The sequence below is a fragment of the Pseudomonas nunensis genome (genome assembly GCF_024296925.1).
GTDB classification, from domain to species: domain Bacteria; phylum Pseudomonadota; class Gammaproteobacteria; order Pseudomonadales; family Pseudomonadaceae; genus Aquipseudomonas; species Aquipseudomonas nunensis.
Genome location: NZ_CP101125.1, coordinates 5,868,776 through 5,881,541 on the forward strand (window position 1 = coordinate 5,868,776; position 12,766 = coordinate 5,881,541).

Consider the following 12,766-nt stretch of genomic DNA (forward strand, 5'->3'; position numbering starts at 1 on the left):
TGTGAATGAGCCGCGACAGTCGTCACCTGGAATCCGTTCTCCATCGCGACATTCCCCTGACACGGGAGATGGGCGTGAAAGTGCTCGACTGGCACGACCAGCAACTGCGCCTGCACTTGCCGCTGGACCCTAACGTCAATCACAAAAGCACCATGTTCGGCGGCAGCCTGTACTGCGGCGCGGTGCTGGCAGGTTGGGGCTGGCTGCATTTGCGTTTGCGGGAAGAGGGCATTGAAGACGGGCACATCGTGATTCACGAAGGGCTGATCAACTATCCGCTGCCGGTGACCAGCGATGCTGTCGCGATTTGCCAGGCGCCGAGTGCGGTGGTCTGGAAGAAGTTTCTGGCGATGTACAAGCGCTATGGCCGGGCACGGCTGGCGCTGCATTCGCGGGTGGTGAATGTGGGGACGGAAGAGGATGCGGTGACGTTTACCGGGCAGTACGTATTACACCGATAAACCGGGACGCCACAAAAACCTGTGGGAGCGGGCTTGCTCGCGAAGGGGTCGTCAGCCTCAACATCAATGTTGACTGACACACCGCTTTCGCGAGCAAGCCCGCTCCCACATGGGTATCGCGTAACGAGCTTATCCGCGTGCAAGCTCCAACAACTTCTCACGCCACGCCGCCTTCGCAGGTAACGCCAGGAAAAACTCGTTCAGCAGCGATTCCCGCGCCGGATAACAAAACGGCGCACCGCTCAGATCCAGCACTTCACCGCCCGCGCCTTCCAGCACACCTTGTGCCGCAGCGGTGTCCCATTGGGAGGTCGGGGCCAGGCGCGGATAACAATCTGCCGCCCCTTCCGCCAACATGCAGAATTTCAGCGAACTGCCGAAATTCGCCAGTTGCAGCTCACCCAGACTGGCACTCAACCCAGCCAGCAAGCGCTCCTGCTCAGGACTGGAATGCCGACGACTGGCCACCACGGTAAACGCCTCACCTGCCGCCGGCACTTCGCGCACCTGAATCGGCAGCGGCGTCGCGCCTTGATCGCCACGCCACGCGCCCAGCCCGGCGCCACCCACGTAGAAGCGGCCATTGGTCGGCATCGACACTACGCCAAACACCACACGGCCCTGCTCGATCAACGCAATGTTGACGGTAAATTCTTCGCTTCCAGAGATAAATTCCTTGGTACCGTCCAGCGGGTCCACCAGCCACCAGCGCTGCCACCCGGCGCGCACGCTCTGGGGGATGTTGGCGTCTTCTTCGGACAGTATCGGGATGCTCGGGTCCAGCGCAGTCAGCCCGTCGACGATCACGTGGTGAGCCGCCAAATCAGCGGCCGTGACCGGTGAATCATCGGACTTGGCGGTCACCGCCGTGCCAGTTCGCCAAAAAGGCAGGATCGCTTCGCCAGCCTTCAACGCCAGTTCAACCACCGACGCCATCAACGGATGGGGGAAATTCAAACTCATGGCAAAAACACCCCACGTTGGGTCAGTAGGTCTCGGGCCAGATACAGCGCCGCCAAGGCACGACCCTCGGTGAATTGCGGGTTCTGCGCCAGGGCCGACAGTTCGCGCAGGTTGACCTTGTCCACCCGCATCGGCTCGGGCTCGTCACCTTCAAGGCTTTCTTCGTACAAGTCAGTGGCCAATACCACCTGAATCTTCTGGCTCATGTAACCGGGCGACAACGACAACTCGGTCAAATGCTCCAACTGCCGCGCGCCATACCCGGCCTCTTCCTTGAGCTCCCGCTCGGCCGCCGCCAGCACGTCTTCGCCCGGCTCGATCAAGCCTTTGGGCAAGGACAATTCATATTCATCGGTGCCGCCGCAATATTCTTCGACCAATACCGCGTGGTCCGCATCGAGCATCGCCACAATCATCACCGCGCCATACCCGGCGCCTTTGCCGACCAAACGCTCGTAAGTGCGCTCCACGCCATTGGAAAAGCGCAGCTTCAGCTCTTCGACGCAGAATAAACGGCTGGTGGCGACAATCTCGCGGGCGAGTACGGTGGGTTTCTGGCGCATGCAAAGCTCCTTGGCGTGAACGCGCTACTATAACGCGGCTTTCCCGATTGTTTACGTCGGATATCTTTCTACCGTTAGAGACGTTTGCCATGCCTTCATTACCCTGGCGCGACATCGACACCGTTCTGCTGGATATGGACGGCACGCTGCTGGACCTGCACTACGACAACCATTTCTGGATGGAACACCTGCCCCAGCGTTATGCCGAGTTGCACGGGGTGAGCCGGGCCATGGCCGAGATGGAATTGCAGCCGTTGTTCGAACGTAACGCCGGCCAGTTGCAGTGGTACTGCCTGGACTTCTGGAGCGCCGAACTGAAGATTCCGGTGCGCGAACTTAAACTGGAAACCGCGCACCTGATCGCCCTGCGACCGGATGCAGACACCTTCCTGGCGGCGATCAAGCAGGCCGGCAAGCGGGTGGTGATGATCACCAATGCCCATCGTGATTCGCTGTCATTGAAGCTGGAGCGGATTGAACTGGCGCCGTATTTCGAGCGCCTGATCAGCTCCCACGATTACGGGTTTGCCAAAGAGAATCCGCAGTTCTGGGATGCACTTCAGGCGGACATCGGCTTCGATCCGGCGCGTAGCCTGTTTATCGATGACACCTTGCCGATCCTGCGCAGTGCGCGGAATTTTGGCGTGGCGCATCTGTTGGCCGTGAGCGAGCCGGACAGTCGCAAAGGACCGAAGGACACGGCGGAATTTGCGGCGGTGGGGGATTATCGGGATTTGATTGAGGGGCTCTAGACCGCGCCGCCTGCTTCGCGGGCAAGCCTCGCTCTTACGGGTTTGTGTCGTACGCACATTACGAGACCGACACAAAACCTGTAGGAGCGAGGCTTGCCCGCGAAAGCGATCTCAAACCTTACTCAGGAATCCGCAACGACTGCCCCGGATAGATCTTGTTCGGATCCTTGAGCATCGGCTTGTTGGCCTCAAAGATTTTGTTGTACTTGTTGGCATCGCCATACACACGCTTGGAAATGGCGCTAAGCGTGTCGCCTTTCTCCACCGTGACAAACTTCGCCGGTGTGGCCACCGGACCAGTCACGGTGATCTGGTCATCCACGCCGCTGATGCCGGCCACGTTACCGAGGGCCAGCAGAATTTTTTCTTTCTCTTCCTGACTGGCGGCTTCGCCCGTGGCAATAATTTTCTCGCCTTCGACCTTCACCTGAATTTTCGAAGTGTCGATACCCGTCAGTGCATCCTTCACATGCTTTGTCAGCGCCTCGCTATTGGCTTCGGCCTTGTCCGGCGTCAGCGCATCAAGGATTTTTTCTCCGGCATCTTTCAAAAAGCTGAAAAGGCTCATCGTGTTCTCTCCATGGGATAAGGGTCCAGACGCAAAAGACTAGACCAGACTCCTGAAGCCCGGTTCCCAGCCGACCAATGACCCCACCCCGCGCAAGCGCTAGAATCGCAAACCCTGCCCGCGCCTTGGAGCGAAGATGGACATCAAGCAGCTCAAATTCCTCATCGCCCTCGACGAAACCCGACACTTCGGCCAAGCCGCCGCGCGCTGTCACATTACCCAGCCGACACTGTCGATGCGCCTGCGCAGCCTCGAAGAAGAACTCGAGTTGCCGCTGGTCAATCGCGGTCAGCGCTTCGAAGGCTTCACCGCGCCGGGCGAGCGGGTGCTGGCCTGGGCGCGTACGGTGCTGGCGGCTTACGACGGTTTGCAGGCCGAAGCCGCTGCTTGTCGCGGCAATCTGGTAGGTACGTTGCGCCTGGGCGTGGTGCCGCTGTCGAGTTTCGATCCGCTGCCCTTGATGCAACGCCTGCACGCCGAACACCCGAACCTGCGCTTCGAACTATCGGCGCTGAGTTCCGAGCAGATCCTCGAACAACTGGCGAACAATCGCCTGGACCTCGGTGTCTCCTACCTGGAACGTCTGGATGGTGAGCGCTTCGACTCCCTGGCCTTCAGCGAAACCCGCATGGGCCTGCTCTACGATCAGCGTTTTTACAACTTTGGAGAGGCGCCGCTCAACTGGGAATCGCTGATCGAACTGCCCCTGGGCATGCTCACCAGCGGCATGCACTTTCGTCAGTCCATCGACCACAATTTCCACAGTCGCGGGCTGACTCCCCAGCCGTTGCTGCAAACGGATGCGGTCCATCAATTGTTACAAGCGGTTCACGGTGGGTTTTGTTGCGCGGTGATGCCGCTGGACAGCGGTTTGGAAAACCTCACCGACCATTTGCGCCTGCACCCCATCGAAAACGCGCAAACCCTAAGCCGGCTGGGGCTGATCATGCGTCGCAGCGCCCCGCGCTCAGCATTGGCGGAGGCCTGCTTCGCGATCTATCAGAAATCGCAGAGCGAGTCTTGATCGACGGCATCTATCGGTAGATCAGTAATAGCGATTAGACGCGACAAGTTGACGCGCATAGGCTTAGAGCTGATCAAACCGTCGGTGAAGTCATGAACGCCAAGCGCCCTGCAAGCGCGGCGCCCGCACTCGAAACGCCCGCGCCCGCCGCCAGCCAGACCTACAGTTACAGCGACCTTCAATACACCGAATCGGCCAGCACCGCGCTTGCCGAGGAAGTGGCGTTGGCGATCGCCTACAACGGCATCAGCCAGGCCGTGATGCTGGTCACCCCGACGGACCTTGAAGACTTCATCGTCGGTTTCAGCCTCGGTAGCGGCATCATCGAAGACGCTACCGACATCTATGACCTGCAATTGACCGGTGAGGGCTCGGCGCAATACGCGCAAGTGACCATCGCCAATCGCGCCTTCTGGAACCTCAAGCAGCAACGTCGGCAACTCGCCGGCACCAGCGGTTGTGGACTCTGTGGCGTGGAAGCGGTCGAGCAGGCATTGCCCGATCTCAAAGTATTGCCCGGTGCACCGCTGCCGCCCGCTGAATGGCTCGACGGTTTGCGCCAGCGCATCGGCGCGTTCCAGCCGCTGGGCCAACATTGCGGCGCGGTGCATGCGGCAGTGTTCATGAACGGCCAGGGCGAGTTGCTGCTGGGCCGCGAAGACATCGGCCGGCACAACGCCCTCGACAAGCTGATCGGCGGCTTGATCCGCCAGAACATCCCGACTGCTGGCGGACTGGCGATTGTCACCAGCCGTTGCAGCCTCGAATTGATCCAGAAAGTGCTGCGCGCAGGCATCCAGACCCTCGTCAGCCTGTCGTCGCCCACGGGCCTTGCCGTGCAATGGGCCCGTCGTCACAACCTCAATCTCATCCACCTGCCGCAAAAAAGTGCGCCGCGGGTCTACAGCCCTGCGTTGGAGAATCAAGCGTGAGTCAACACAATCAAGCCGACCAGAAACCCGTTCCGCGTTACAAGCCTTACAAAGGTCCGGCCGGTGGTTGGGGCGCGCTGGCCAGCGTTGCCCGGGCCTGGTTGACCAGCGACAACGCGCTGAAAAACCTGCGCATGATGCTCAAGACCAACAAGAACGGCGGCTTCGACTGCCCCGGCTGCGCTTGGGGCGATTCCAATGAAGCCGGCATGGTGGCGTTCTGCGAGAACGGCGCCAAGGCGGTGAACTGGGAAGCCACCAAACGGCGCGTCGATGGCGCGTTCTTCGCCAAGCACAGCGTCACGGCGTTGCTGGAGCAAAGTGATTATTGGCTCGAGTACCAGGGCCGTTTGACCGAGCCATTGAGCTACGACGCTGAAACCGATCGCTACAAGCCGATCAGTTGGGAAGCGGCGTTCGCCTTGATCGCCAAACATTTGCAGGGCCTGTCGAGCCCCAATCAAGCCGAGTTCTACACCTCGGGCCGCGCCAGCAACGAAGCCGCGTACCTCTATCAATTGTTCGTGCGCGCCTTTGGCACCAACAATTTCCCCGACTGTTCGAACATGTGTCACGAGGCCAGCGGTGTGGCATTGGCGCAGAGCGTGGGCGTCGGTAAAGGCACCGTGACCTTCGACGACTTCGAACACGCGGATGCGATTTTCGTCTGGGGCCAGAACCCCGGCACCAACCACCCGCGGATGCTCGAACCCCTGCGCGAAGCGGTGAAACGCGGCGCTCAAGTGGTGTGCATCAACCCGCTCAAAGAGCGCGGCCTGGAACGTTTCCAGCACCCGCAACACCCGATCGAAATGCTCACCAACGGCGACAAGCCGACCAACACCGCGTACTTCCGTCCGGCATTGGGCGGCGACATGGCGATCATGCGTGGCATGGCGAAATTCCTGCTGCAATGGGAACGCGATGCGCAGAAGGCCGGTGAACCTGCGGTGTTCGACCACGACTTCCTGAATGAACACAGTGCCAACGTGCTGGAGTACCTCGGCATCGTCGACGACACCTCGTGGGAGCAGATCGTCGAGCAATCCGGCCTGCCGCTGGTGGAAATCGAGCGAGCGGCGCGGATGTACGTCAAAGGCAAGAACGTGATCATGTGCTGGGCGATGGGTATCACCCAGCATCGCCATTCGGTCGCGACCATCCAGGAAATCGCCAACCTGATGCTGCTGCGCGGCAACATTGGCCGGCCGGGCGCCGGTCTGTGTCCGGTGCGTGGCCACAGTAACGTGCAGGGCGACCGCACGATGGGCATCAACGAGCGTCCGCCGGTGGCGTTCCTCGACTCACTGGAACGCCGCTTCCAGTTCAAGGTGCCGCGTGAAAACGGCCATAACGTGGTCGAGGCGATTCACGCCATGGCCGATGGTCGCGCCAAAGTCTTTATCGGGCTGGGCGGCAACTTCGCCCAAGCCACCCCGGACAGCCCGCGCACCTTCCAGGCCCTGAGCAATTGCGACCTGACCGTGCAGATCAGCACCAAGCTCAACCGCAGCCATCTGGCCCACGGTAAAGAAGCGCTGATCCTGCCGTGCCTGGGCCGTACCGACATCGACATCCAGACCGAAGGCCCGCAAGCGGTAACCGTCGAAGACTCCTTCAGCATGGTCCACGCCTCCAACGGCCAGTTGCAGGCACTGTCGACCCAGATGCGTTCGGAGCCGGCCATCATCGCCGGCATCGCCGCCGCGACCCTGGGCAGCAAACCGGTGGACTGGAACTGGCTGGTAGCCGATTACGACCGCATCCGCGATCTGATTGCCGACACCATTCCGGGCTTCCGCGACTTCAACGAGCGGGTCAAACACCCGGGCGGTTTCTACCTCGGCAACAGCGCCGGAGCGCGCAAGTGGAACACGCCGTCGGGCCGGGCCAATTTCCGGCCGAACGCGCTGCCGAAAGACTTGGTGCATGAACGCACACGCGCCACGGGCGTTTTGCCGGACCTGATCATGCAATCGTTGCGCTCCCACGATCAGTACAACACCACGATTTATGGTCTGGATGACCGTTATCGCGGGGTGAAGGGTCAACGGGATGTGTTGTTCGTCAACGAGGCGGACATCATTCGCCTGGGGTTCAAGCCAGGGCAGAAGGCGGACATCGTTTCGATCTGGGACGATGGCCGTGTGCGTCGGGTGAAAGGCTTTACGTTGCTGGCGTTTGATATTCCTGCCGGGCAGGCTGCGGCGTATTACCCGGAAGTGAACCCGCTGGTGCCGCTGGAAAGCACCGGGGATGGCAGCCATACGCCGACGTCGAAGTTTGTGGCGATCCGGTTGGAAATGGCGAGTGAGACAGGTTTGATTTTGGCCAAGTCGGCGTAACACGACAGCAGGTCCGGCCTCTTCGCGAGCAAGCCTCGCTCCCACAGTGGATTTGTGTTCGACGCGGATCAAATGTGGGAGCGAGCTTGCTCGCGATGGCGGCATATCATTCAACGAATCCTCTCGCGCCAACACTTTCCAATCACCCACAAAAAAGGCCATTTCTGTATAGAAACGGCCTGTCCGAAGTAGCTAAAGACCGGCAAAAAAGCCTTAAGTTCCGCCCAAAAAACAGTAACTTATAGAATTGTGTACAAGTCGTGTTACTCGTCGGATTTCGATTGTCACAATCAGGACACAGCCTCAGGATCGCGCCGTCATCCCCTTGAGGTTCCTCTATGAAGTTCTCCTCGATTCTCTTGTTGTCCCTTAGCCTGGCCAGTGGCTTTGCTTCTGCCGGAGGCACCACCGAAGCAGGTGTGGGCGGCGCATTGGGCGGGGTTTTGGGCTCGGTCGTCGGTCAGTCACTAGGCGGCAATACAGGTTCCACCATTGGCGCGGCCCTGGGCGGCGCGGGTGGTAGCGCAGTTGGCGCAGACAAACGCAGCCGTGGTGAAGCCGCCATTGGCGGTGCGTTGGGCGCGGCAGGCGGTAACGTAGTCGGTCGCAGCCTGGGCGGCAGCACCGGCAGCCTGATCGGCTCGGCAGCCGGCGGCGGCGCCGGTGGCGCACTGGGCAACTACATGGGCAACAAGAGCGATGAGGATGACGATCGTCGCTCCTATCGCGGCGGCCGTGATGATCGTCGCTACTACCGCGATGATCGCCGTCACCGCGGCCATGCCTACGGTCACCGCAAGCATCACAACTATCGTCATCGTTGATTGCTGATTGCTGATTACTCAGCAAGCAGTTCAAAAGATCGCAGCCTTCGGCAGTTCCTACGGGTGTACATAAATCCCTGTAGGAGCTGTCGGAAGCTGCGATTTTTTCGTTTCAGAGCACCAACCGCTCCAGTGCCTCGCGCAACCCGGCAGGAATCGACACCGGCTCATTGGACGTCCGATCCACAAACACATGCACGAAGCGCCCAGCCGCACAGGCTTCATCGTCGCCGTGTTTGAACACCGCCAGTTCGTATTGCACTGAGCTATTGCCCAACTTGCCGACCCGCAGGCCGATCTCGATGCGATCCGGGAAAGCGATCGACGCAAAGTAATCACACGCCGAACTCACCACAAAACCCACGACTTCACCGTCATGAATATCCAGCCCGCCGACTTCGATCAGGTAGGTGTTCACCGCTGTGTCGAAAAAGCTGTAGTAGGTGACGTTGTTGACGTGACCGTAGGCATCGTTGTCGTGCCAGCGTGTGGTGATGGGTTGGAAGTGCGGGTAGTCGGTGCGTTGGGGCATCGGGTTGGACATTAGTATGGGTTCCTGGGTTGGGTGGCCAGTCTAAAGCGAAAACCGCGTTATCGTTTTTCGCGAGCAAGCCCGCTCCCACAGGACGAATGCGATCAACTGTGGGAGCGAGCCTGCTCGCGAAGGCGTCCACACAGACGCCGCATCACTCACTTGTCAGCAAACCCCTTCCCAACCGCCGCCAACTCCCCGATCAACCGCGCCGGCTTCCACTGATCCCCTTGCCGGGTCTCCAGCGCCAGCAACCGCTGATGAATATCTGCCAATCCCTGCCGATCCGCCCAAGCCATCGGCCCGCCCTTGTCCGCCGGGAAGCCATAGCCGTTGAGGTAAACCAGATCAATGTCATGGGCCGACCCGGCAATGCCCTGCTCAAGGATCTTCGCCCCTTCGTTGACCAGTGCCAGCAAGCAGCGCTCCAGAATCTCCTCAGGGCTGATCTCGCGCCGCTGGAAGCCCAATCCCTCGCTGACCTCCAGCACCAGCGCATCGACCTCTACATCGTGCTCAGCCTGCCGACTTCCCGGCTCATAGTGGTAATAACCGTCGCCACTCTTCTGGCCGAACCGCCCGAGCTCACACAGTCGATTGTCGACCTGGACTTCCGGCGCATCCTGACCCGTGCCAGCCAGTTCGCGAGCACGCCATCCCAGGTCAATGCCGACCACGTCATACATGCGAAACGGCCCCATGGCGAAACCGAACCCTTGCAGCGCGGCATCCACCTGATACGGGAAAGCCCCTTCAAGCAGCATCTTGCGCGCCTCAAGCACGTAGGTATTGAGCATGCGATTACCGATAAACCCGTGGCAGTTGCCCGCCACCACGCTGACCTTGCCCATGCGTTTGCCCAGATCCATCGCAGCATCAAGCACTGCCGGAGCGGTTTGCGCGCCACGGACGATTTCCAGCAGTTTCATGATGTGCGCGGGGCTGAAGAAGTGCAGGCCCAGGACCTGTTTTGGGCGGCGAGTAGCGGCGGCAATCGCGTCGATATCCAGCGCCGAAGTGTTGCTGGCCAGAATCGCTTCGGGTTTGAGCAAGCCGTCGAGCTCGCGGAAGATTTTCTGCTTCAGTTCGAGGTTTTCGTAGACCGCTTCGATCACCAGATCAACATCGCGGATCGTCGCGTAATCGGCTGCGCTGGACACTCGCGCCAGGCGAGCGTCTGCCTCGGCCTGATCGATCCGGCCCTGGCGCACGTTGTGGGTGTAAGTTTCGGCGACTGCGGCCAATGCCTGTTCAAGCATCTGCGGATTGTTATCGACCCATTGCACCGGCACCCCGGCGTTGGCCAGGCACATGACAATCCCACGACCCATGGTGCCCGCCCCGATCACGGCGGCGCGCTGAATATTGAACGGCGTCTGGCTCATTGTTGTTCTCTTGTTGGCGATCCAAAGACAGCCTTCACCATAGTCAGCCGCCACAGTTTTTTGAAATTTATTCCTGTGATGGGGGACATTCAGGGGATGGATGCAGCCCGCAAGATCACTGCAAACCCCCTTGTGGGAGCGGGCTTGCTCGCGAAGGCGCAGTGTCAGTCGACATCATCGCTGACTGTCACACCGCCTTCGCGAGCAAGCCCGCTCCCACAGGGGTAGGTGTTTCAACCGGACAAATGCGCCTGTGCCCAATCACGCACTTCGGCATACGGATAATCCTCCAGCACACCAGACCCCGGAATCGCGCGCGCCTTGAGCTTGGTAAACAACGGCACACTGATTCCGCACAAAAACCGCGTCACCCGCTCCGCCGACGGGACATGCCCGGTGTACTGCTCATGCCTGTGGATAAAATCACCGCACATCGCTTCGAAGTTTTTATCCACAAGCGCCGGCAACTCTGGTGGTGCTGGCAGTCGCGCCACATCTCCGTGACACACCGAACAATGCCCGCATTGCCGAGGCGCGTTTTCGTCGCCGAAATATTCGGCCAGGCGATAACCCAGGCAATGATCCGTGGCGAACAGATCGAGCATGGCGTGAATCCGCGCGATCTCGGTTTGTTCATGGCGTGTGAAATAGGCGTGTAATTCTTCGCTCAACGCCTGGGCATCAAAACCGGTTTGCAGCAGGCTGTAGACCTCGGTCATCTGCTTGCTTTCAAGCTCCACCCAGCCCTTCTCCTGGAAGTAATCCAGCGCTTTGACCACCCGATTACGCTCGGCCGAATGCTGCTCGTACAGCGCATCGAAATTCACCGTCGCCCAGGTGCGTGCGCGGCCGGAGGTCTGGATGATCGCCGCGACGAAGTCCTTGCGCTCACCCTCGAAACGGGCGAGCAACGCTTCGGGCTCCTGCAAGTATTTGAAGCGGTATTCCGCGTAATAGGCGTAACGCGGCGCGATGATCCCGCGCAGTTCCAATTGCACCAGCAAGGTTTTGAGCGGCAGCTGACGAATATTGCTCTGGTCTGCCAACGGCCCCAGCAGAAACTCCCACTGCCCTTCCGGCGCAGCGGCTTGCAGTTCGTCGAGCACGCAACGGATGCCGTCCAGCTCCGGCGTGTCGCCGTAAACGAAGTTTTCCAGCACGTTGAGGCTGTCGCGGTTGGCCAATACCAGGCAGTCGGAAGGCTCCCCGTCACGCCCGGCGCGGCCGATTTCCTGGCTGTAGTTTTCGATGGATTTGGGCAGGTCGAAATGCACAACGTTGCGGATGTCGCTTTTATCGATGCCCATGCCGAAAGCGATGGTCGCGACGATGCAATTGGACTGGCCACCCATGAAGCGCTTCTGAATCGCTTCCCGCTGTTCGTGGGGCAAACCGGCGTGATAAGCCTCGGCCTGGATGCCGTTGCGACCCAGGTGCTCAGCAATGTGCTCGGCGGTTTTCTGCAGGGTGACGTAGACGATGCTCGGCTGGTTCGGGCGCTGGCTCATCCACTCGACAAGACGTCGGCGTTTGTCCTGGCCGCGTACCGGTTCCACCAGCAGATTGAGGTTGGGCCGATAGAAACCGGTGGTCACCACGTCTTCGGCGGCGATGGCGAATTTCGCCTCCATGTCCGCGATGACTTTCGGCGTCGCCGTGGCGGTCAGCAGCAGGGCTTGGGGGATGTTGAACTGACGCTGGTAGTCAGGAAGCTTGAGATAATCGGGGCGGAAGTTGTGGCCCCACTCCGAGATGCAGTGCGCCTCGTCCACCACCAGCAGCGAGATCGGCACCTGCTGCAAGAAATTGCGAAAGCGCTCGTTCTTCAGGCGCTCCACGGAAATCATCAAGATCTTCAACTCGCCGGACTTGGCGCGGGCCATCACGTCACTGGCGTCATCGCGACTCTGTGCCGAATCGATACTGCCCGCCGAAATGCCGTGGCGTTGCAGGAATGCCAACTGATCCTGCATCAGCGCCAGCAGTGGCGACACCACCAACGTCAGGTGCGGCAGCAACAGCGCCGGCAATTGATAACACAGGGACTTGCCCGAGCCGGTGGGGAAAATCGCCGCCGCCGAACGCCCGGCCAACACCGCGCTGACCGCCGCCTCCTGGCCGGGCCGAAACTGTGGATAACCGAAAACCTGTTCCAGGGTGTTGTGCATAAGCTGTCACTCCGTTGACTGCTGCGATGCCAAAAGCCTAGCCGGCGATTGCAGCGAGTCGAGAAAAGGTCGGGACCAAAACGATACGGGATGATACAGCCTTGCCACCCTGCTTCTTTGCCACAGGATGAAACAAACGAAACACTTTCTTGCTCACCGAGCCACTCGGTCAAGAGGTAAGGTTCACCTCCTCAAAACCACTATCCGCGTATTTCACATCACGGCAGGACGCCTGATGGGCGCGGATTT

At 60.1% G+C, this 12,766-nt stretch carries 12 protein-coding genes; 6 read left to right on the forward strand and 6 right to left on the reverse strand.

What is annotated here, in order from left to right:
* Positions 1 to 5 precede the first annotated feature (5 nt).
* The gene (locus tag NK667_RS25785; RefSeq protein WP_054616522.1) at positions 6 to 461 is read left to right on the forward strand and encodes a YiiD C-terminal domain-containing protein; all 456 of its coding nucleotides are present in this window, start codon (positions 6 to 8) and stop codon (positions 459 to 461) included.
* Between the two features lie 129 nt (positions 462 to 590).
* Here the strand turns inward: NK667_RS25785 and cysQ are convergent, their stop codons facing one another.
* Entirely contained in the window at positions 591 to 1,424 is an 834-nt protein-coding gene (gene cysQ / locus NK667_RS25790; protein WP_054616523.1) for a 3'(2'),5'-bisphosphate nucleotidase CysQ, read from the reverse strand.
* Positions 1,421 to 1,987 carry an ADP compounds hydrolase NudE gene (gene nudE, locus NK667_RS25795; protein ID WP_054047735.1) on the reverse strand — a complete coding sequence of 189 codons (567 nt, stop codon included), beginning with the start codon at positions 1,985 to 1,987 and terminating at the stop codon, positions 1,421 to 1,423. The genes cysQ and nudE overlap by 4 nt, the downstream gene beginning before the upstream one ends.
* 89 nt (positions 1,988 to 2,076) lie before the next feature.
* Between nudE and yrfG the strand changes: the two genes are divergently transcribed.
* Positions 2,077 to 2,739: a GMP/IMP nucleotidase gene (yrfG, locus tag NK667_RS25800; protein ID WP_054047737.1), complete on the forward strand. Its 663-nt coding sequence runs from the start codon at positions 2,077 to 2,079 to the stop codon at positions 2,737 to 2,739.
* Positions 2,740 to 2,857: 118 nt separating this feature from the next.
* Here the strand turns inward: yrfG and lysM are convergent, their stop codons facing one another.
* Positions 2,858 to 3,307, reverse strand: coding sequence for a peptidoglycan-binding protein LysM (gene lysM, locus NK667_RS25805; RefSeq protein WP_054047738.1), 450 nt, complete (start codon positions 3,305 to 3,307; stop codon positions 2,858 to 2,860).
* 136 nt (positions 3,308 to 3,443) lie between these two features.
* Between lysM and NK667_RS25810 the strand changes: the two genes are divergently transcribed.
* From NK667_RS25810 to NK667_RS25825, 4 genes are all read left to right on the forward strand, one after another.
* Positions 3,444 to 4,331, forward strand: coding sequence for a LysR family transcriptional regulator (locus tag NK667_RS25810; RefSeq protein WP_054616524.1), 888 nt, complete (start codon positions 3,444 to 3,446; stop codon positions 4,329 to 4,331).
* 92 nt (positions 4,332 to 4,423) lie between these two features.
* The gene (fdhD, locus tag NK667_RS25815; protein WP_054047742.1) at positions 4,424 to 5,263 is read left to right on the forward strand and encodes a formate dehydrogenase accessory sulfurtransferase FdhD; all 840 of its coding nucleotides are present in this window, start codon (positions 4,424 to 4,426) and stop codon (positions 5,261 to 5,263) included.
* Positions 5,260 to 7,608 (forward strand): FdhF/YdeP family oxidoreductase, encoded by a 2,349-nt coding sequence (locus NK667_RS25820; RefSeq protein ID WP_054047744.1) that lies wholly within the window; start codon positions 5,260 to 5,262, stop codon positions 7,606 to 7,608. The genes fdhD and NK667_RS25820 overlap by 4 nt, the downstream gene beginning before the upstream one ends.
* 338 nt (positions 7,609 to 7,946) lie before the next feature.
* On the forward strand, positions 7,947 to 8,432 hold the full coding sequence (locus NK667_RS25825; RefSeq protein ID WP_054047746.1) for a glycine zipper domain-containing protein: 486 nt from the start codon (positions 7,947 to 7,949) through the stop codon (positions 8,430 to 8,432).
* Positions 8,433 to 8,544: 112 nt separating this feature from the next.
* On the opposite strand, the gene NK667_RS25830 is transcribed toward NK667_RS25825, so the two are convergent.
* From NK667_RS25830 to NK667_RS25840, 3 genes are all read right to left on the reverse strand, one after another.
* Positions 8,545 to 8,976 carry an acyl-CoA thioesterase gene (locus NK667_RS25830; protein WP_054047748.1) on the reverse strand — a complete coding sequence of 144 codons (432 nt, stop codon included), beginning with the start codon at positions 8,974 to 8,976 and terminating at the stop codon, positions 8,545 to 8,547.
* A gap of 146 nt (positions 8,977 to 9,122) precedes the next feature.
* Complete coding sequence (locus tag NK667_RS25835) at positions 9,123 to 10,349, reverse strand: 3-hydroxyacyl-CoA dehydrogenase (RefSeq protein ID WP_054616525.1); 1,227 nt, start codon at positions 10,347 to 10,349, stop codon at positions 9,123 to 9,125.
* 233 nt (positions 10,350 to 10,582) lie between these two features.
* Positions 10,583 to 12,517 carry a RecQ family ATP-dependent DNA helicase gene (locus NK667_RS25840; RefSeq protein WP_054616526.1) on the reverse strand — a complete coding sequence of 645 codons (1,935 nt, stop codon included), beginning with the start codon at positions 12,515 to 12,517 and terminating at the stop codon, positions 10,583 to 10,585.
* Positions 12,518 to 12,766: the final 249 nt, after the last annotated feature.